Here is a 20,608-nt window from a genome sequence, read left to right on the forward strand (position 1 = left end):
AAAGGCTGAACCTCGCTCGAAAAAGGCTGAACCTCGCTCGAAAAAGGCTGAACCTCGCTCGAAAAAGGCTGAACCTCGCTCGAAAAAGGCTGAACCTCGCTCGAAAAAGGCTGAACCTCGCTCGAAAAAGGCTGAACCTCGCTCGAAACGGACTGATACGCGACGCCCGCACGAGAAGGTCGGCCTAGTGTTCACTGTCGTTGACTGAGGACATACATGCTTTTAAAATTGATTTATATCTATTTTTTGCTTCGTTTGGTAAACTATAAGGAATAACAGCCCATTGGCGGCGGAATGGCGGTGATTCTGAATGAATACGTTACTATCTAATCATGCATGGTATGAGTTTATCGGACCCGTTACGCTGATAGCGGCATTTCTTCTTTGTTACTGGTATGTCAATTCGCTCGTAAAATCACCTCAATACAACGTGACGCGTACACAAAAACGGTACTTTTTCACGGCGGTCATTTTATTTTATCTTATGGAAGGGTCGCCGTTATCGGTGATTGCCGACAATTATTTGGTCAGTGCGCTATTATTTCAGCTGTCCGTCATGGCTTTTGTGGTAGTACCCCTTTTTATTTTAAGTCTACCAGAGCAATATTTGAGAATTTTTTTCTGGCATCACAAATGGGCAAAAGTGGCTAGGTTTCTGTTCAGACACCCATGGCCGCTCGCGGTCATTTTTAACGGACTTGTCACTACATTTCTGATTCCATCGCTTTTCGATGCTATTCACGGGAATTTGCTGTTTCAGTTTTTCTATGAAGTGCTGTTGGTTACGTTTGCTTTTTTGACATGGTGGGTCATCATCCAACCATCAGATGAAGTGGCGAACAACAGTTATCTTATACGGGTGATTTATGTATTCTTTATGGCGTTGTTCCTGATGCCGATCGGTATATTCCTTATTGTCGCACAGGATTCGATGTATACCACCTATGCGCCCGTCGCAGGTGAGTTGTTTCCGGCATTGACGGCTGTTTATGACCAGCAACTTGCAGGTGGTGTACTGAAATTCCTCCAGCTCGGTAGCTATTCCATCGCTTTATTTTATCTTTTGAAACAATGGGGATTAACCGAAGAGGAAAGAGAAGGCGAAGTAGACGAGAACACGCGTGTTGTCCAGGGCATTGCCATCAAATTGAATGATCGCAACAGACGGAAACGAGGGAAAAAGCGATAGAAGATATAAAAACAGCTTGCATGGGTCGATATGCAAGCTGTTTATTTGTGTGTGCCGGGAATGAGTTTAGGAACTAAAATAGTCAATCATCCATGAAAGGGTCGCGGCATCCCCAAAGATATTACCCATCAAGTTAGTATTTTTCCTCTTCAGGTTATACGCGCTTTTGGCAGAGTCAAGAAATCCGCCGAAGAAGTCTTCATTTGCAGAATGGGGAACATCAGCAGCTTAAAGGGTCTGTTCTCCCCAAACGTCTTTCGCCACATCCGCGATAAATTTCAGTTTCGCCCATTGCTGGTCTTCGGTCAGTTCATTTCCATGGTGGGTCGAGGCAAAGCCGCATTGGGGGCTTAAACAGAGCTGCTCCAATGGTACGATTTTGGATGCACGTTTGACCCGTTCAACGACGTCATGTTTATCCTCCAGTTCACCTAATTTCGATGTGACCACGCCAAGTACGACGCGCGGGCCGTTTTCCGGAATGTATTTCAATGGGGTGAATCCGCCTGAACGTTCATCGTCATACTCCAGGAAAAAGCCGTCCACATTCCCTTTTGCAAACAGCTTCGGCGCAATGCGGTCGTAACCGCCCTCAAAGGCCCATGTGGAGCGATAATTTCCGCGGCACAAATGAACCGTTACTGTTAAATCATCTGGTTTTTTTGCCAGACTTTCGTTCAGGACACGGACTGCCAGATCAATCCGATAGTCGCGCGCTTCACCTGGGTCCTCGTTCCACGGGACATTGTCGGAACCCAGACCGGCAATGTAAACATCATCAAACTGCAGGTAGCGCAGGCCGGCATCGTAGAAGGCTTGAACCGCATCCTGATACGTATGGATGATATCTTCCGCATACGTCTCCAAATCAGGGTAAATCTCCGGGTTTCGGATGCCATCGTTGAAAAACATATTTGGACTCGGAATGGTAAATTTAACCTCGGCTTGTCCGTCGACAATGTCAATGAGATCGTTGACATCCTGTAGAAAAGGATGGTCCGGATTAAAAGAAATGGTGCCAGTGTTCCGTACATTGCGTTTTTCCGATTCCTCGCCTTTAAATGCATAACCGTGTTCAGGGATATATCCTTCAAACCCGTTCAAATGCTCCATGAAATCAAGATGGAAAAATGTACGACGGAACTCACCGTCTGTTACAGCCTGCAAGCCGGCTTCAATTTGCTTATCAACGATCTTCTTAATTTCATCGTTTTCTACCTCACGCAACTGATCAGCGGAAATAGTGCCTTCTTTGAATGCGCTTCTTGCTTCGTGAAGGCGCTCAGGACGCAGCAGGCTGCCGACATGGTCTGCACGGAATGGTGCTTTTGTAGTTGTTTTAGTCATTTGTTTATTCCTTCTTTCTGTATAGTTTTAAAATTTTTTAAGGCAAAATAGCAAAGGATCGTACGGGGAATCCGCTCGCGCCTTTTGCTTTTGGCACAATGTTGAAAATCACAGCACCCTTTGCCGGGATTTTATCCAGATTCGTCATGACTTCAACTTGGAACGTATCCTGATCTAGGACAAAGTATTCGGCAATAAGTGCACCGTTTTTTTGAAAATCCAAAGCGGAATCGGTATCGAATGTTTCATGGCCGATGGCTTTAATGTCCCGCTGTTCGAATAAAAATTGCAGTGCTTCAACTGACCAGCCGGGTGCATGGCTGTTGCCTGCCTCATCTTTATTATCAAAGGCTTCCTGGTCCGGCCAGCGTTTGCTCCAGTCAGTCCGTAACGCAACAAAAGACCCTGCTTCAATTTCGCCATTTTCCTTCTCGAACTCCAGGATATCATCCGTATTAAGTGTAAAATCCGGATCTGCGGCAGCCTCTTCGGATTTGTCAATAACGACGAGCGGCAGCACAAGCTCCTGAAGGTCCAGTTCATGTACATACCGTTTATCACCAGGCACAAAGTGAATTGGTGCGTCAATATGTGTACCATACTGCCCCGCGAATGAGAATTGCTGGGCAAAGAAACCGTCCTCATGACCAAACAGCGTTTTGAAATCTGCTGAAGGAAATGCGGAAAAGTGGGGAGAATCCGGACCGAATGCATGTGTCAGATCCACCCATTCCTTTTCCTTTAATAAATTCACAACCTCAATTAGTTTGTTGCTCATATTCCCACCTCCCAAAATCTCAATGAATGAAAACAGCACAATATGCAAAAAGACCTCTTCCTATAAGAAGAGGTCTGCATTCGCATTTGTCCACTCTTCTTATCTGTAAAGCATTACGCTTTCTGGAGTTAGCACAGTCACAGACCGATGCTGAGGCTTCAAAGGGCCAGTCCCTCCACCTCTCTGGATAAGAATGTTTTCACTCAGTTATGATATTAATATACAGAGTACACTTGATAGTGTGGAATGTCAAGAAAGAATTTAAAGGATAGTGTCAGAGATTGGAACAGAGGAAAAAATGAGTGGTTACACGAAATTTGAGATGGGCTTTCATATTTTCTATATTGGTGGCGGTTGGAATTGTTATAGCCTCCACCATGAACGATTTTTAGATTTTTAATATCCCGCTTGGCGTAATCATCGGTTTGAGCAGTCTGATTCGGCTTGTCAAGTTGTTGGGGAAACCTGAAGCAAGAAAATGAGAGGTTGGAAACACACTGTTCATTTTTCAGCTCTGTCATTTAAGCAGAAACTTTATTCCCCAATGAAGCCGTTAATCGAAAGCTTATGAAGGCCAGTATTCGGTTTACTTTAACGATAGGGAAAAGTGTCAAACGACAGAATTTTAAGTTCGAAAAACACTGATTGAATTCATAACCCATTAAACGATCTGGCCGGGTCGGGTATTTGCAAATATAAAAACGAAGCAAATGATCAGATTTTAACAATATATGATCAAATCCCTGTCCGTTCGAGCCACGAGGAATCCGGCCAATTTTTAAATGGTCATACAAAACAGGTCTGGTATCAATAACCCAATCTGGGCCCTTTGCCCTCCCATGTTGTATCAGCCGGTCAAATTATACTGGATTCTGTTTTTATAAAGATTTAACAGGTTATCAAGCTCCTGACTGCATTCTAATGTCCGCTTATCTGTTAAGCCGTATCGCATTCCAAGATCAATCATTTCCCGCCTTTTGACTGAAATCGCCACTTTTAAGTTTTGCCAGGTTGGTTCCGATTTTATAACGTACATCTTAAACCATTCTTCCTTTCAAAATTATGTAAAATGTATGAGGCTTTTGTCATAAAAGCACACGAAAAGTATTATCGCGAGTTTTCACTGAAAATGCAATAGATTCTGCAAACAAAGTCAAAACTTTTCAATATTCGACATCGATTTTTCATTTTAAAATTCAGCCATTAATGCAATGATTTTAATCCGGCCATCGTCAAATCAGGGGTAATCGTCAGCATGCATTATGCTGAAATTCATCAGAGTGTACTGGATACCATATCGAATGAATGACACCAGCATATGGATGGGCGAGAAGTAAAAGGGGTGCTCTCTTAAGTGATAAGGGCACTTTTTTGTATGGAAAAGCAGTAAGGCACTTCCAAATAGCAGATAATTCGTAATATAATGGAGATATATTTATATGAAAAGGTGATATTATCCATGTCCAATTTTGGTAACCAGGTGCAGTTTCAGGTGTACCAGACGATGCAAAATCCTGATCCGGACAGGCTTCCCGTCTTATACGAAGAGTGGGAAAAGAAGGCGCGTGACGTACTGGAAGACGGGCCATATTATTATGTTGCAGGCGGGGCAGGCGGCGGGAAAACGATGGAGGCCAACTTGAGTGCGTTTGATCAGTGGAGCATTGTGCCGCGCATGCTCCGGAATGTGGAAGACCGTGATTTGACCGTCGACATGTTTGGTCAGACTTATCATTATCCGATTCTACATGCGCCAATCGGAGTCCAGTCAATTATTCATGAAGAAGGGGACCTCGGTTCTGCAAGAGCATGTGCCGAGATGGGTATACCATTCACGGCGAGTTCAGCATCGACTGTCCCGATGGAAAAAATTGCAGAAGTGATGGGGGACGCATCTAGATGGTTTCAATTGTACTGGAGCAAGGATCCTGATGTGACAGCAAGCTTTCTGCAACGTGCGGAAAATTCAGGTTACTCAGCAATCGTTGTGACACTGGACACACCGATGCTTGCGTGGCGGGAATATGATTTAAAAAATGTCTATTTGCCATTTTTGCTTGGAGAAGGGGTTGGTAATTATTTAACCGATCCGGCATTCCGCTCGAAACTTGATAAACCACCAGAAGAGGATCCGACATCAGCAATCATGCATTGGACACAGGTGTTCGGAAATCCGGGGTTAACCTGGGAAGATATTGGCTTTTTACGGAAGCACACGACATTACCCATTTTGCTGAAGGGCGTTTTACACCCGGATGATGCGAAACTGGCCATGGACCATGGTGTTGATGGAATCATTGTTTCTAATCATGGCGGGCGGCAGGTGGACGGCTCTATCAGTGCGCTTGAAGCGCTCCCGCAAATTACGAAGACGGTTCAGGGAAAAATGCCAGTGTTGATGGACAGCGGAATCCGTCGAGGTTCAGATGTGTTGAAAGCAATGGCGCTGGGGGCGACAGCCGTACTTGTCGGCCGGCCGTGTATGTATGGACTGGCTGTTGCCGGCGGGAAAGGTGTTCAGGAAGTTCTGAAAAACATCATTGCCGACATGGATTTGACCATGGGGCTGGCTGGCCAAAAATCAATGGCGGAACTTGACCGGAAAATTTTGAATAAAACAACTTAAACATATGGTTTCTATTATGCGGCAGTCCGAATTTCTACGGATGGCTGCCGCATTCTATGTCAGGTATTCCATTCCGCCAGAACGTCACCAATTTCCCGGGAATGAATGACGTGATCGGCATAGTTGTCAAGTTCAGTCGGTTCGCGGTTGACGATCACCAGCCGGGCACCATTTTCCTTAGCAATCAGGGGGAACTGGTTGGCCGGTGTGACACTCAAGGAGGACCCCAGCACAATAAACAGGCTGGCTTGTTCTGCTTCGGAGCGTGCTAGTTGAAAAGCGTCCTGTGGCAGCATTTCCCCGAACAGTGTGATCGATGGCCGCAAAACACCTCCGCACTCGCAATAATATTCCTGATGGACGTACTCTTCGCTGCTATATTCTTTCCTGCACGACTGGCAGTGCAATTTTGCCAATGTCCCATGAAGTTCTGCGACATTCCGGCTGCCTGCCTCCTGATGAAATCCGTCAACATTTTGCGTAATGATCGACTGAATGAGCCCGTGCTTTTCCCAATCCGCTAATATGTCATGCCCTTTATGCGGACCATATTCTTTAACGTTGAGCACCCGCTTCCGGTAAAAGTCAATGAATTCTTCCACATTGTTGTTTAATGCATCCGTGCTGGCAATCTTACCCGGATCCTTTTGCTTCCATAACCCTTGATTGGTCGAGCGGAAATCAGGTAGACCACTTTCCGTTGACATGCCGGCACCGGTGAAAACAACGGTATGATTTGACGCGTTTAGCCAACTTTTCATGACACTAAAACCTCCTATGGAAAATGTATCATTTGTTATGATCAGTCACAACTGAATCATTCCCGGGCAGGGGGCAGTTGGGACTTCGAATTGGGCATTTATGAAACTTCGGCGAAATTCACTGCAAGTTTGGCGTTTTCAACACAAACTTTGGCGTTTTCCATTATCAAGTCCGTTAAGCCTCCTTCATATCTATAATCGAAACAAACCACGTTTTGGTGGCATCACGAGAAAATTTTTTCTTATGCCCCTTTTTTGCGTTACGATACGATTATAGTAGTAGAAGAAAGCGTAACGATTATTGAATTGTGGAGGATTTGATGGGAGTATACGGAACCATTAGCTCGAGCAGTAACCGCTGACATTTGAGTGGTAGAGCCCTGATACTGCATCTGTGATTTTGGCACGTACCATGAATTTGTCAAGCATAATTTGAACTCGATTATAAAAGACCTGCAGAAAGGGTGTCTTATGAGATGAAACGTTTACTGGATTGTACCGCTTCGGATTTTACTGAGATGAATGGGGCGCAGTTAAGACAAGCTGTTGAAGCTTCAGAAGGCAGAGCGATGTTGTCCGAAGTCAATTGTGCCTCAACACCGCTGTATCCCGGTTTGACGAATGCGGAATACGCTTCGGCTTTCGGGGCGGATATGATTTTACTAAACCAATTTGATGTTGACGTGCCAAACATTAAGGGGCTTTCGGCAGAGGCCCCGCAGCTCGTTATCACGGAACTGAAAAAATTGGTTGGCCGGCCGATCGGAGTTAATTTGGAACCGGTTGATCCCCATGCGGATAATGCGGAGACGCTGAACACGCTGCCGAAAGGGCGTACCGCGGCCGCCGATTCGTTGGAAAAGGCAAAAGAGCTTAGTGTGGACTTTGTCTGCTTAACCGGTAACCCGAAAACAGGTGTGACCAATACGGCCATTTTAGAATCTATCCGGCTGGCAAAAGACATTCTCCAGGATGAGGTCATGATAATTGCCGGAAAAATGCATGGCGCAGGGGTGCGGAATGAAGCTGGCGATGGCATTGTAAGTCAAAATGTTGTAGCAGAATTCGCTAAAGCGGGCGCCGACGTGATTCTGCTTCCGGCTGTCGGCAGTGTTCCGGGAACGACACTTGCGAAGACAGAGGCACTGGTGCGCGCTGTCCATGAGCAAGGTGCGCTGGCGTTAACGGCAATCGGCACAAGCCAGGAAGGAGCGGCAAAGGAAACGATTCAGCAAATGGCCTTGCAAAATAAAATGGCCGGGGCTGATATCCATCATATCGGTGACGCCGGGGAACACGGGATTTCTGTACCCGAAAATATCATGGATTATTCGACGGCCATTCGGGGGAAGCGGCATACGTATGTCCGGATGGCGGCTTCGATTAACCGGTAGCAACTGCATAGCACGGTTAGGCGTCATGCGTCTTTGGCCTGCTGAGGTAATGCACGGATTCGAGCAAGCGCATTATGGGTCGGGCAATCAATGATTCAAATCGAGCGAGAAGCACCGAAAATCGAGCGAGAAGCATGGAAAATCGAGCAAGAAGCACGAAAAATCGAGCGAGGAGCACGGAAAATCGAGCGAGCGCATCCCGAGTCGAGCGAGAACATTAATAATCGAGCGACACACAATCAAAATCCGGAGCAGGAAGTACGTCTTGAAGTTTGTTATACTATATATTAAGAACTTATTTGGGAGGTTTTGTGATGAGCATGCATACCACAAGCGACACGAATGCTGTTATTGAGCAGACAGATCGATATGGTGCGAATAACTACAAGCCGCTTCCGGTCGTTATATCGGAAGCAGAAGGGGTTTGGGTAAAGGATCCAGAGGGTAATCAGTACATGGATATGCTTAGTTCCTATTCTGCACTCAATCAGGGGCATCGGCATCCGAAAATTATGGAAGCGCTCAGAAACCAATCGGAAAAAGTAACCTTGACATCCCGCGCATTTCATAACGATCAGCTCGGTGCGTTTTATGAAAAGGTATCTAAACTGACTGGTAAAGACATGGTGCTGCCAATGAACTCCGGCGCCGAAGCAGTGGAGACCGCGCTTAAGGCTGCTCGCCGCTGGGGTTATGATAAAAAAGAAATTGCCGAGGATCAGGCTGAAATTATTGCTTGCGAAAACAATTTCCACGGCCGGACAATGGCGGCTGTTTCACTGTCCTCCGACCCGGACAATAAACGGGGATATGGTCCGATGCTGCCAGGATTAAAAGTTATTCCATATGGTGATACGAAAGCACTCAAAGAAGCGATCACGCCGAATACGGCTGCATTTTTACTCGAGCCAATTCAAGGTGAAGCAGGCATTAACATCCCGCCGGAAGGGTTTTTGAAAGAAGCCTATGATGTATGTCAGGAGAACAATGTCCTATTCATGGCGGATGAAATTCAAGCTGGCCTTGGCCGCTCAGGTAAAATGTTTGCCTGTGATTGGGTAAACGTGAAACCTGACGTCTATATCCTGGGTAAAGCGCTTGGCGGAGGTGTTATGCCGGTTTCCTGCGTCGCCAGTGATGAAAATGTGCTGGGCGTCTTTGAACCAGGCTCCCATGGTTCTACATTTGGCGGCAACCCGCTGGCAAGTGCTGTTGCCGTTGCAGCACTTAACGTCATTGAAGACGAGAAGCTAGCTGACCGGTCGCTTGAACTGGGCAATTATTTTCAGGAAAAATTAAAGGAAATCAATAATCCGGTTATCAAGGAAGTACGAGGAAAAGGACTATTTGTCGGCGTTGAACTACACGGACCGGCAAGGCCTTATTGTGAGCAATTAAAAGAAAAAGGCCTGCTTTGCAAAGAGACACATGAAAATGTCATTCGGTTTGCGCCACCGCTGATCATCAGCCAGGAAGATCTTGATTGGGCAATTGAAAAGATCTATGAGGTATTGTCCAAATAATAGTTGATTATAATTTAAGGAAGTGAATCAATAGAGATGGTTAAAGGAGCAGATAAAGAACAAACGGAAGAATCACTTGATTTATTTAAGTCGACACAGGTTATCATTAGGGAAGCCCTTGATAATCTTGGCTATCCTGATGAAGTTTATCAATTATTAAAAGAGCCAATGCGCTTGTTGACGGTCCGTTTTCCTGTAAGAATGGATGACGGCAAAGTGAGAATGTTTACCGGTTACCGTTCACAGCACAATGACGCGGTTGGCCCGATTAAGGGTGGCGTCCGCTTTCATCCTGACGTCAATGAAACAGAGGTCAAGGCCTTGTCGATGTGGATGACTCTGAAGAGCGGCATCGTTGATATTCCATATGGCGGTGGGAAAGGCGGTATCATTTGTGATCCACGGGAGATGTCTTTCCGGGAATTGGAAGGCATCAGTCGGGAGTATGTCCGCGCGATCAGTCAAATCGTCGGTCCCACAAAAGATATCCCGGCTCCGGATGTGTTCACGAATTCGCAAATCATGGCCTGGATGGTTGACGAATATAGCAAGCTTAGTGAATTTGATTCGCCCGGGTTTATTACGGGCAAGCCAATAGCTTTAGGCGGATCGCACGGCAGGGATACGGCTACTGCAAGAGGGGTCACCATCTGTGTTGAGGAAGCAGCACGTAAACGGGACATGAATTTGACAGGTGCGAAAGTGATCGTCCAAGGGTTTGGCAACGCTGGGAGCTATCTTTCCAAGTTCATGCATGATAACGGCACAAAAGTTGTCGGCATTTCAGATGCCTATGGCGCCATTTATGATGAGGATGGCCTGGACATTGATTACCTGCTGGAAAAACGCGACAGTTTTGGTACGGTCACCAATCTATTTGAAAATACGATTTCCAATAAAGAACTGTTTGCCAAAGATTGTGATATCCTCATTCCGGCTGCCATAGCTAACCAAATCACCGAGGATAATGCGCGGGACATCAAGGCATCGATTATTGTTGAAGCTGCCAATGGACCGACAACACTGGAAGCCACGAAGATTCTTACCGAACGAGGTATTTTGCTTGTTCCGGACGTGCTTGCCAGCTCTGGCGGGGTGACAGTTTCCTATTTCGAATGGGTGCAGAATAATATGGGCTATTACTGGGATGCTGAAGAAGTTGCTGAAAAATTACAGTCTAATCTTTTGAATGCTTTTGAAAAAGTTTACGAAGCATCCGAGCGTCACAAAGTCAATATGCGTCTGGCAGCCTATATTGTCGGCATCCGGCGAGTAGCGGAAGCAGCCCGGTTCAGAGGCTGGGTGTAAGTTGTATAATAAGCGCCCAATCGTGTCTGATGAGAGAACATGATTGGGCGCTTGTGATATGGAGGGACATTTACAGCGTTTAATAGAATTATCGACTAAATGAGCTGAGTTGTTCATGTCGCGGCTGTTTTTCAGCTGGAAATCTGGCGTTTTCGAGTCGGAATCTGGCGTTTTTTACTTCCAAATTCGGCGTTTTTCTCTACACCTGCTATCAACGAAAAAAGGGACGATTAATGGGGTTCCATTTGTGGAAGCAGGCTACTGGGGGAACCACCTGGGTTTCGTTGATCTGCAGTTGCAAAAAAACGGCGACGATCAGGAATTCCTGGTAGCGACTAACAACTATCGTGCCGGCGGTGGTGGCAACTTCCCCAATCTGGACGGGAGCCAGGTTATAATCTTCAGCATTTTTGGTGTAACTTTTTCAACTGAATTCCGTCTGTTTTAAAAAAGAGGAAAGCAGGGGTCATGATGAAAAAAGGGCTACTTATTTTAATCATTACGAGTATTGGTCTTCTGGCAGCAGCGTGCAGCAATGAATCCAAAGACAGTGAGTCAACTGCCGACCGGGCTAATATGGGTACAGAGAAATTTACCACAGAGAACAATTCCGTTACGGATACTGATGTTGCCGAAAATGGTCATGAAAGTGCCTCGTCCGATACTGATCGACAGGGGAGCAATGCCAGCGATTCCAACGCGGAAGATACAGCGCCACAGGCAGATGAAAGCACTCAGGCCGACCGGAAAATCATTTATACTGCCAACCTGCGTATTGAAGTGGCGGACTATCAGGACACGGTGGGTGCTATTCAAGCAGAGGTGTCTGACCGGGGCGGGTACATTGTGGAATCGAACATGCATGAAGGAACTGAGAAAGGAACGACGACCGGTCAAGTAACGGCGCGTGTTCCACAGGATCAATTTGAGGAGTTTGTTGAAACAGTAAAGAACGGCAGCAAAAAAGTGGTTGACAGTTCAACCTCAGGCAGGGATGTGACGGAAGAATTTGTTGACCTGGAGTCCCGTCTGGAATCGAAACGTGTGGTGGAAGAAAGGCTGCAGTCATTTATGGAAGAGGCCGACAAGACAGAGGACCTTTTGAAGATTTCAGATGACCTTTCAACCGTCCAACAGGAGATTGAAGAAATAACGGGACGAATGACTTATTTGGAAAACAAAATTGATCTGGCAACTGTCACGATTCAAATTGAAGAAAATAATGTCGCAATATCCAGTGAAGACGATTTGAACACATGGGAGAAAACGAAACAGCAATTCATGCAAAGCATTAACTTCCTGCTTGCGGCGTTTTCGGGATTTGTAGTCTTCATTGTTGGCAATTTGCCGGTATTGATGATAGTGGGGATTATCGGAATAGCCGTTTCTTGGGTGATTCGAAAGTGGCAAAAGAGCCATCCGAAAAGCTGATGTAAAAGGGGCTGGGACAAAGGTATCGCATCAAAATAAAAATCCGAACAATGATGTAAAATTCCTTAGAGAAATTTATAATCTGTTCGGATTTTTTATGGTAATAGGTGTTTTATTAGCGGAGGAAAAATACGGAGACTCCCGGGGGAGCTGAGGCCTGGATGAGACCCCGGAGTAAACCCGTTTACAGTACATAGACTTTTACCGGGTTTTGACACGCCGAATAGCATTATACAACAGAATGCTGGTATTTTATAGGAATACTGAATATTTTTAAAAAACGCTGCTTTTGTACTAATCCTTTTGAATTAAATAAATGCTCGACAATTTATTTCGTCAGCCATTTCGACAGTGGTGAAACACCGAGACTCTGGATAACCAATGAAATCAACACTGCAGAAAACGATAATGATAGGATCAAGTCACTGTCACCGGAATTTTGGGCTTGCAGCTGGAGGATGAGATAAACAGACATGGAGCCTTTCAAGCCGGACCAGGAAATCAGCGCCGATTCACGCCAGCTCATTTTGTTTTGCCATTTTGAAAAAAGTTTCGCTGTTCCCGTAATGATAAGAAAACGTACCAACAACGAAGCGGCAAATATGAAGAATGCCAATCCCCAAGCATTGAATTGGAGATAATTGGCTGCTTCAATACCAATTAATAAAAACAGTAAAGATAAAACAGACAGTTCTGCAATACTCCAGAAACCGTTTAATGTATCTTTAAAATGATTTTCCTGAACGCTTCGCCCGTATTCAAATGAAAGCATAATGCCGGAAAATACGGTCGCCAGTACGCCCGATACACCAACAAACTCAGCAAGGTTGAACGAACCGTAAGCAATCACAATACTCAGCATGACCTGGTATTCTCTGTGATGTGTGTAATGGACGGCTTTACTCATCAGCCAGCCGAAAGCAACACCAAGAACGGTGCCGCCGATGGATACAAGTAAAAAGTCACTCAAAAAGTTCAGAACGGTGAATGATTCGCCCTGGGTTAGCATACCTGATAAGAATGTAAACATCACGATGCTTGTCCCGTCATTGATCAGTGACTCCCCTTCCACAACACTGGCGATTTTATCGCTGTCGGCGGACTCTTCCAGTATGGACACAACTGAAACAGGATCAGTCGGTGTCAGAATCGATGCAATGACCAGCGCTCCGATGAATGACATTGACACAAACGGCCCGCCTAAGGCAAAAATAACCGCCCCAAGAATAGCGACCGTGGCCATGATACCAATGGTGGCCAGAAATGTAATGATCCCTGCGTTCTTTCTGAAGTTATCTGATGAGAAACGATAAGCGGATGTGAACAGAATTGCTGGTAAAAAAACATGATAAATTAGATCGGCGGTTACATTGATGGATGAAAAATAAGGGATAAATGATAAGCCGAGTCCCATCAACACTAGTATGACAGGAACCGGGAAGTAGTCTTGTTTTTTATCAAGTGTAAAGATAAGATAGCCGAGTAGTAATAATAAAATAACTTGTGAGGAAGACATGAATGATTCTCCTTGTGTGCGTTTAGTGCTCTTTAGCGATTCCCTGATTGGCGAATCATAAACACCCTGGTGGATTGAATGACATCATACTTTTCTGGTATCCGCAACCATCAATTCCATAAAGATGGTCTATTGTTTTTATTAGCGTATATGCTTAAAATGAATCATAGACGAATAGTTTGAGAGGACGTCATAATGGCTAACACCACAAAGGCTTTACGATTTATCATCCTTCTTTATGTCCTGCTGTATTTCGTAACCTATTTTTGGGAAATGGAAGTGTTGGCGGGATTGCATGCGATCATCGGCTTCATCATGCTGTTGCTTGCCGTGATCCATTTAAAAATCCATCATTTCAAACTGCCTCTGTTTCTTTTTCTGACGGGGGTTGCGATTATGCTTATGTCAGGCGGGTCATTCCTGGAAGATATGCGGAACGGATTAAGGCAAATGAGCAATATCGTCGGCTTACTGGCTGTCGTTCCCGCGATTAGCTGGGTATTGCGGTCGGAATCGTATATCGAGGATATCATTGGTCTGGCTCATAAAATGCTCAACACAAGCCGGAAATTTTTTACAGGCGTGATGGTGTTCACGCATTTTATTTCCTATTTTTTATTGTTCGGTGCGATTCCACTGATGTATCATTTTGTTCATGACCTTTTAAAACATCAGAAGGGGGAGGTATGGGAACGATATAAAGCGACTGCTCTTTTGCGGGCATTCGCGCTTTCCACCCTATGGGTCATTAGTATTCCCAGTTTTGCGTTTGCGGTTGAGGCGCTGGATGCTTCGCTATGGTGGGCGATTTTGCAGGGGTTGTTGCTAACTGTTTGCGGCATGGTTGTAGCAGTTATTTTCTCCTATGTGGAAGAAAAACGGTATGGTATAGATTTAACAGCAGGCATCAAAATGGAAATGGACATGGTGCTTGAGCATACGGGATCCAAAAAAGAGCAAATCCATAAAACACTGGAATTTGGTCTCCTGTTTTTGTCCTTGTTCGGGTCGATCTTTCTGCTGCATGCTGTTTTATCAATGGAACTAATGATCCTTATACCCCTTGTGGTTGTCGTATGGACCGTTCTTTATTTTCTGGTGAAAAAACGTCCGGCAGCATTTAGGAGGGAATTGAAACATTACTATGTGGAAGGGCTTGCCGGGCGGGCGTATCAGTTTAGCGTACTGACGTCGGCGGGTGTCATGATATACGGCATGAACCAGACCGGGATAGGGGAAGCTATAGTCAACGGGGTTTATGCACTTCAGGAAGTTCTGCCATTTATCAACATATTATACTTTTTGCCGTTGATCGTTATCGTATTGGGATTTATGGGGCTTGGGCCGCTGACGGTTATGGTGCTGGTTGCCGGTATTCTGGAAAGCATTTCATTGCCATATGCGCCCGAGCTGGTCGTTCTGGCGGTCACGTCCGGCAGTGCCATTTCGATTCTCCTGTCGCCGCTGATCATGCCGGTGATTGTGCTGAGCGGAACGAATGGGTTGAGTCCTTTGAAAAACGGGCTTACATTCAATTATCAGTACGCAATTGTGTTGTACGTGATGGTACAGGTATATGTGCAGTGGATGGTGCATGTGTGAAATCTAATAATCAAAAAGGAGCCTCCCCATGAAAATCGTCGTCACAGCAGACACCCATTTAAAAGAAGCTGGAAAGCTGCCAACCCGGCTGGCCATGGAACTCCAGTCAGCTGATTTCATCATTCACGCTGGTGACTTGAAATCCCCGGACGTTTACACAGAGCTTTTAGAATATGGCGACGTAACAGGCGTATACGGCAATATCGATGGCGATGACATACGGGGGCACTTGCCGGCAAAACAAACGCTTGACGTAGCCGGTTTTACCATTGGAGTTGTCCACGGCCACGGAGACAAGAAGACAACCGAAAAACGAGCTCTTGAAGCTTTCAATGATGATCAGCCAGATGTTATCATTTTCGGTCATTCTCATATTCCCATGATTCGGTATCTCAAAAAACAGCTCCTTCTGAATCCGGGCTCCCCGACTGATAAACGTGCACTTCCATATTACTCATTCGCGATACTTGAAGTCACCGACGAAATCCATGCAGAGCTTATTTTCTTCAAGGATAAAAACTGAATAACACCCATTTTCATTAGCCTAATTTATGAATATTGTGTGACAAAAACGGGAACAATCTGTTACAATAAGAATATGAATCCGATTACACTATGAATGGGAGATGATGACAATGGGGATCACGCTAATGTTTATGGTTCTGGGTACAGTGACACCATTCATTTTCCTGTATTTGAAAAAGAAATCACTTGCAATCGTACAGACGATTCTCCTGATTGGTATGTGGCTTTATTTTTTCCAGGTCATGTTCACGGCCGTTCCTGCTGTATTTTCAATAACGTGGATGATGTTTTACGCAAGCCTGATTATGTCTGCAGTGGGCTGGGTAATGCTCATTATTGATATGGTTAACATTTCTGAAAAACACAAAGAACTTACCAGTAAAATATAAAAACCTCTTTCCCGATACAGGAAAGAGGTTTTAAATATATAGCCGAAAATTTTAGACCTTCTTATCTTTCAAAAAAAGGGAGTTTGCTTATGGTACAAACTCCCTTTTTGTACTTATTCAGTTTTGCTCAGGAAATCCGCAGACGAATTTATAGTGGCATACATACCGTTAAGCGCCGTCAAACGCATAATAAGCTTTCACTCGTCTGTCAGCCTACATGAATCCGAATGACATCGTGAACAGTGAGCCCGCAACAATGATGGCGGCCAGCACAGCGCCGTGGAACATCATATTCCATGGGGTGTTGCCGGCGCCGCGTTCGGTAAGGTGCATGAACAAAAACAGCTGAATGGCCGCTTGAATCACAGCCAGGACAAGAATTGAAATAATCACCCACATAACGGGCAGGTTGGAGCGGAGTGCCGTCCATGCTGCCACAAATGTCAATACAACTGACGTCACAAACCCGATGATATGTTTTATCGGAATGTTTCGGGAACGATTTGCCATATTAAACCACCATCCCAATCAGATAAACACCTGTAAAAATAAATATCCAGACGACGTCTAAAAAGTGCCAATACAGCCCGATAATGAATATCTTTCGGCTCGTAACAGACGTTATCCCGCGCCGGGCAAGCTGAATCAGGAGCATCATCAGCCAGCCGATCCCGAATGTTACGTGCACACCGTGTGTTCCCGCAAGTATAAAAAAGGCCGACCAGTATGCACTGGATTGTAGTGTCGCTCCTTCACCGGCATAATGCATGAACTCACTGATTTCAAAGCCGAGAAAACTTAAGCCGAGGGCCAGCGTGATAATCAGCCAGATAAGCAGGCTTTTCACTGACCCACGCCGCATTTCAAAAACAGCTACACCGCACGTGAAGCTACTCGTCAGCAGAATAAGCGTCATCACAAGTGTCGATTTTGCCTCGAATAAATTTCCCGGAACCGGTGCGTCTGAATAGCGGCCAAACAGCACAGCGTACGTGGCAAATAACGTTGCAAACAGTACAACTTCCGCCGCCAAAAAGATCCAGAATCCCACAATGCTCATTTGCCCGTCTTCTGTTTGGTATTCCAGCGGTTTAACGTTCATTTCATCTGAGCTCATGTGATTGCCCCCTTGCCGATCGTTCAGTCCGCTTAATGTCTTCAACGCTTATGTGGTAACCTTCATCATAATCAAATGAACGGATGCCCATTATAACGAGTGCACCAATCAGCCCGGCGACCGCCAGCCAAATCCATTCAAAAACAAGCGCGAAACCGGTAAATGCCAGGATGGCCATCATAATAAACGGGCGTCCGGTACTGTTTGGCATGTGAATCGGTTCGAGTTTAGACTCATCATAAATGGTTTCACCTTTTTGCTTCATGTCCCAATAGGCATCATGGGATTTAACATGAGGAATAACGGCAAAATTGTACTCGGGAACAGGAGTTGTTGTTGCCCACTCAAGAGTTCGGGCATCCCAAGGGTCACCTGTTTTTTCACGTTCGCTGTGCCGGTAACTGTAATAAATGTTGTACACGAACACGGCGAAACCGAGTCCCATGCCAAATGCGCCAATGGTTGAAATCACGTTCAGGTTAAACCACTCCGGCACGACATGGAAGACGCGGCGTGGCATGCCGTCCAGCCCAAGAAAATACTGCGGTAGAAAGCAGACGTGAAAGCCAATGACGAACAGCCAGAAACTCCACTTACCAATCCGCTCATTGAGTGTGTGCCCAAACATTTTCGGATACCAGTACACAAGTCCAGCGAAGCAGCCAAATACAGTGCCCGCGACTAGGACGTAATGGAAGTGCGCGATTAGAAAGTATGAATTGTGAAACTGGTAATCGGCCGCGGCCATGCCAAGCATAACCCCTGTTATTCCGCCGATCGTAAAGCTCGGGATAAATGCCAGAGCCCACATCATCGCTGTTGTCGTTTTAATTTTTGATTTGTATAAAGTTGCCAGCCAGTTGAAAATCTTCACGCCTGTCGGTACAGCAATCGCCATGGTTGAAACCGAGAATACGGAGTTGACGAATGCTCCGGCGCCCATCGTAAAGAAGTGGTGGACCCAGACGAGAAAACTCAGTCCCGCAATTAATATAAGCGACCAGACCATGACGTTGTAGCCGAACAAACGCTTTTTGGCAAAGGTTGCAATCACTTCGGAAAAAATCCCGAATGCCGGAAGGATCACAATGTAAACTTCCGGATGGCCCCACATCCAGAACAAGTTAGCCCACATCATCGGCAAACCTTCACCAGTCAGCGTAAAGAATTGCGATCCGAAAATCCGATCAACCGTCATAAGCGCCAAAGCGACGGTCAGGATTGGGAAAGCAAATGTGATAATGAATGATGTAATCAGCGTCGACCAGGTGAAAATCGGCATTTTAAATAAGGTCATTCCAGGTGCACGCATTTTCAGGATGGTCACCATTAAGTTAATGCCTGTTGCCAGTGTTCCAATCCCTGACAGCTGTAACCCGAGCAGGTAAAAGTTTTGCCCTGGTCCCGGACTCATGGCTGCACCGGCAAGCGGTGTATAACTGGTCCAGCCGGCATCTGGAGACCCGCCGATGACAAACGAAACATTGAATAACATTGCCCCGAAGAAAAACGACCAAAAACTAAGGGCATTGACATATGGAAATGCAAAGTCACGGGCGCCGATCTGAAGTGGTACGACAATATTCATCAACCCGATCAGAAACGGCATCGCCATGAAAAAAATCATGATTGTCCCGTGTGTTGTAAAAATTTCATTATAATGTTGGGCGTCGAGAAAGTTCATGTCTGGAAAAGCGAGCTGTGTCCGCATCATGAGTGCGTCAGTACCGGCGCGGAACAACATCGCCAGCGCACTCAGAATATACATGATGCCGATTTTTTTATGATCAACGGAGGTTAGCCACTCGCGCCAGAGCCATTTCCATTTTTTAAAATAAGTTAACAGAAAGATGATGGCGCCGGATACGAGGACAATGGCAACCATTCCTGCATATATAAGCGGCTCGCCCGTTACGAAAAATTCATCAAGTCCCATTATTGTCCCCCTTCTTTCTCGAATGGTCCATGCTCATGATTCTTGCCATTTTTGAGATGTAACTTCTTGCCGAATTCATCCCGGAACCGTTCAATGGAATAGTCCATGCCATCTTTTGTACCGTGATCAACCCACTCAAGATGTGTTGAGGAGAATTCCCTCGTATTAACCATACCGGGTTTCAGCAGTTCATCATATTGGTCCTGCGTCAATTCCGGTGCTGTGTTTTGCGTTGATTCCGCCCAAGCCTGGAATTCACTGCTGCTTTCGGCATGAACTTTGAATATCTGCTCAGCAAAGCCCTCACCATTGAAGTTGGAATTGCGCCCTTCATAAACGCCGGGTTCATCGGCCTGCAGATAAAGCGTGGTCTGCATGCCGGCCATATTGTACTTTTGACCGCCTAAAGCAGGAATCCACAGGGCAGACATGGAATCAGCCGAGGATAAGCGGAATTCGATGCCACGATCAGTCGGGATATGCAAATAATTGACCGTTTCAATCCCTTGTTCCGGGTAACTGAAAAACCACTTCCAATCCGCGGCCGTCGCGTAAACGACCAGGGGATCTTGTTCAGCCGATGATTCCGGTGGTTCTTCCAAATCAAATAAAGTTGACACGGTAGGAATGGACAGCGCAGTCACGATCATAATTGGTATAATGGTCCAAATGATTTCAAGCTTCCGATTCCCGTGCAGATCCGGTTTATAGTCAGCTTTCCGGTTGGGTTTATCCCGGTATTTGATGACCATAAAGGCAAATAGGGAAAAAACAACCACCACGATCCCCATCATAAAGATTAAGGAGTAGAGAATCAGATCTTTTTGGCTCTCACCAACCGGGCCTTTTGGGTCCATCACTGTCAATTCACTGCAGCCGCTAAGCAACAGTAAAAGTCCGGTGGTGGACAGGAAAACAAGATATTTATTTTTATATTTCCGTATATGTTTCATAAGGAGACCCTCCTTGTAATAAGCTAAATTCATATTTTTTTACTGCGGCTATCGTGTTAGTCCGTGAACGATTTTAACAAACTGGTTCCCGTTTTAGGCAGTCATCAATCATTTGTTAAAAAACCTTCACGAAATCGTAGCGTTTTAATCATAAAATGTTCAAAAAATCGGGGGAACATTGGATAAAGCGGTGGGGGAGAATCCAATTATGAA

Annotated in this window: 21 protein-coding genes and 1 riboswitch; of the genes, 12 read left to right on the plus strand and 9 right to left on the minus strand. The window is 45.5% G+C overall.

Going from position 1 to position 20,608, the window contains the following annotated elements; genetic code table 11:
• Both E4U82_RS20165 and E4U82_RS15765 read left to right on the plus strand, forming a co-directional pair.
• A partial coding sequence (locus E4U82_RS20165; RefSeq protein WP_209300591.1) for a hypothetical protein occupies positions 1-188 on the plus strand: 188 nt, incomplete at its 5' end.
• Between the two features lie 122 nt (positions 189-310).
• The gene (locus E4U82_RS15765) at positions 311-1,189 is read left to right on the plus strand and encodes a cytochrome c oxidase assembly protein (protein ID WP_135111143.1); all 879 of its coding nucleotides are present in this window, start codon (positions 311-313) and stop codon (positions 1,187-1,189) included.
• A gap of 228 nt (positions 1,190-1,417) precedes the next feature.
• Here the strand turns inward: E4U82_RS15765 and E4U82_RS15770 are convergent, their stop codons facing one another.
• The 3 genes from E4U82_RS15770 to E4U82_RS15780 all read right to left on the minus strand — a co-directional run bounded on the left by E4U82_RS15770 (position 1,418) and on the right by E4U82_RS15780 (position 4,350).
• A complete protein-coding gene (locus tag E4U82_RS15770; protein WP_135111144.1) occupies positions 1,418-2,536 on the minus strand; it encodes a 5-methyltetrahydropteroyltriglutamate--homocysteine S-methyltransferase in 1,119 nt (372 codons plus the stop codon).
• 37 nt (positions 2,537-2,573) lie between these two features.
• The gene (locus E4U82_RS15775) at positions 2,574-3,314 is read right to left on the minus strand and encodes a cyclase family protein (RefSeq protein WP_135111145.1); all 741 of its coding nucleotides are present in this window, start codon (positions 3,312-3,314) and stop codon (positions 2,574-2,576) included.
• A 96-nt stretch (positions 3,315-3,410) separates the two neighbouring features.
• Positions 3,411-3,508: riboswitch (SAM riboswitch) on the minus strand.
• A 653-nt stretch (positions 3,509-4,161) separates the two neighbouring features.
• Positions 4,162-4,350, minus strand: coding sequence for an aspartyl-phosphate phosphatase Spo0E family protein (locus E4U82_RS15780; protein WP_135111146.1), 189 nt, complete (start codon positions 4,348-4,350; stop codon positions 4,162-4,164).
• 423 nt (positions 4,351-4,773) lie between these two features.
• Between E4U82_RS15780 and E4U82_RS15785 the strand changes: the two genes are divergently transcribed.
• Positions 4,774-5,940 (plus strand): lactate 2-monooxygenase, encoded by a 1,167-nt coding sequence (locus E4U82_RS15785; protein WP_135111147.1) that lies wholly within the window; start codon positions 4,774-4,776, stop codon positions 5,938-5,940.
• Positions 5,941-5,999: 59 nt separating this feature from the next.
• On the opposite strand, the gene E4U82_RS15790 is transcribed toward E4U82_RS15785, so the two are convergent.
• Positions 6,000-6,701, minus strand: coding sequence for an NAD-dependent protein deacylase (locus E4U82_RS15790; RefSeq protein ID WP_135111148.1), 702 nt, complete (start codon positions 6,699-6,701; stop codon positions 6,000-6,002).
• 476 nt (positions 6,702-7,177) lie between these two features.
• On the opposite strand from E4U82_RS15790, the gene E4U82_RS15795 reads away from it, so the two are divergent.
• From E4U82_RS15795 to E4U82_RS15820, 6 genes are all read left to right on the plus strand, one after another.
• Positions 7,178-8,095 carry a DUF7916 family protein gene (locus tag E4U82_RS15795; protein ID WP_135111149.1) on the plus strand — a complete coding sequence of 306 codons (918 nt, stop codon included), beginning with the start codon at positions 7,178-7,180 and terminating at the stop codon, positions 8,093-8,095.
• A 90-nt stretch (positions 8,096-8,185) separates the two neighbouring features.
• Positions 8,186-8,386 carry a hypothetical protein gene (locus E4U82_RS15800; RefSeq protein ID WP_135111150.1) on the plus strand — a complete coding sequence of 67 codons (201 nt, stop codon included), beginning with the start codon at positions 8,186-8,188 and terminating at the stop codon, positions 8,384-8,386.
• Positions 8,387-8,415: 29 nt separating this feature from the next.
• Positions 8,416-9,618 carry an ornithine--oxo-acid transaminase gene (locus tag E4U82_RS15805; protein WP_135111175.1) on the plus strand — a complete coding sequence of 401 codons (1,203 nt, stop codon included), beginning with the start codon at positions 8,416-8,418 and terminating at the stop codon, positions 9,616-9,618.
• Positions 9,619-9,654: 36 nt separating this feature from the next.
• Entirely contained in the window at positions 9,655-10,926 is a 1,272-nt protein-coding gene (locus tag E4U82_RS15810; RefSeq protein WP_135111151.1) for a Glu/Leu/Phe/Val family dehydrogenase, read from the plus strand.
• Positions 10,927-11,173: 247 nt separating this feature from the next.
• On the plus strand, positions 11,174-11,374 hold the full coding sequence (locus E4U82_RS15815) for a hypothetical protein (RefSeq protein ID WP_135111152.1): 201 nt from the start codon (positions 11,174-11,176) through the stop codon (positions 11,372-11,374).
• A gap of 23 nt (positions 11,375-11,397) precedes the next feature.
• Positions 11,398-12,357 carry a DUF4349 domain-containing protein gene (locus E4U82_RS15820; protein WP_167751452.1) on the plus strand — a complete coding sequence of 320 codons (960 nt, stop codon included), beginning with the start codon at positions 11,398-11,400 and terminating at the stop codon, positions 12,355-12,357.
• Positions 12,358-12,685: 328 nt separating this feature from the next.
• Here the strand turns inward: E4U82_RS15820 and E4U82_RS15825 are convergent, their stop codons facing one another.
• Positions 12,686-13,873: a cation:proton antiporter gene (locus E4U82_RS15825; RefSeq protein ID WP_135111154.1), complete on the minus strand. Its 1,188-nt coding sequence runs from the start codon at positions 13,871-13,873 to the stop codon at positions 12,686-12,688.
• A 195-nt stretch (positions 13,874-14,068) separates the two neighbouring features.
• On the opposite strand from E4U82_RS15825, the gene E4U82_RS15830 reads away from it, so the two are divergent.
• From E4U82_RS15830 to E4U82_RS15840, 3 genes are all read left to right on the plus strand, one after another.
• Positions 14,069-15,475, plus strand: coding sequence for a hypothetical protein (locus tag E4U82_RS15830; protein ID WP_135111155.1), 1,407 nt, complete (start codon positions 14,069-14,071; stop codon positions 15,473-15,475).
• Positions 15,476-15,503: 28 nt separating this feature from the next.
• Positions 15,504-15,998 carry a metallophosphoesterase family protein gene (locus E4U82_RS15835; RefSeq protein WP_135111156.1) on the plus strand — a complete coding sequence of 165 codons (495 nt, stop codon included), beginning with the start codon at positions 15,504-15,506 and terminating at the stop codon, positions 15,996-15,998.
• Between the two features lie 112 nt (positions 15,999-16,110).
• Complete coding sequence (locus E4U82_RS15840) at positions 16,111-16,389, plus strand: hypothetical protein (RefSeq protein ID WP_135111157.1); 279 nt, start codon at positions 16,111-16,113, stop codon at positions 16,387-16,389.
• A 213-nt stretch (positions 16,390-16,602) separates the two neighbouring features.
• On the opposite strand, the gene qoxD is transcribed toward E4U82_RS15840, so the two are convergent.
• From qoxD to qoxA, 4 genes are read right to left on the minus strand one after another with little or no spacing between them, the layout of a single operon-like run.
• The gene (gene qoxD, locus E4U82_RS15845; protein WP_135111158.1) at positions 16,603-16,899 is read right to left on the minus strand and encodes a cytochrome aa3 quinol oxidase subunit IV; all 297 of its coding nucleotides are present in this window, start codon (positions 16,897-16,899) and stop codon (positions 16,603-16,605) included.
• A gap of 1 nt (position 16,900) precedes the next feature.
• The gene (qoxC, locus tag E4U82_RS15850) at positions 16,901-17,506 is read right to left on the minus strand and encodes a cytochrome aa3 quinol oxidase subunit III (protein WP_135111159.1); all 606 of its coding nucleotides are present in this window, start codon (positions 17,504-17,506) and stop codon (positions 16,901-16,903) included.
• A complete protein-coding gene (qoxB, locus tag E4U82_RS15855; RefSeq protein ID WP_135111160.1) occupies positions 17,493-19,442 on the minus strand; it encodes a cytochrome aa3 quinol oxidase subunit I in 1,950 nt (649 codons plus the stop codon). Before qoxB ends, qoxC begins: the two co-directional genes overlap by 14 nt.
• Positions 19,442-20,395, minus strand: a complete 954-nt coding sequence (gene qoxA / locus E4U82_RS15860; RefSeq protein WP_135111161.1) for a cytochrome aa3 quinol oxidase subunit II — start codon at positions 20,393-20,395, stop codon at positions 19,442-19,444. Before qoxA ends, qoxB begins: the two co-directional genes overlap by 1 nt.
• Between the last annotated feature and the right edge of the window lie 213 nt (positions 20,396-20,608).

Origin of the sequence: Lentibacillus salicampi, assembly GCF_004565465.1 — a bacterium.
Lineage (GTDB): Bacteria > Bacillota > Bacilli > Bacillales > Amphibacillaceae > Lentibacillus > Lentibacillus salicampi.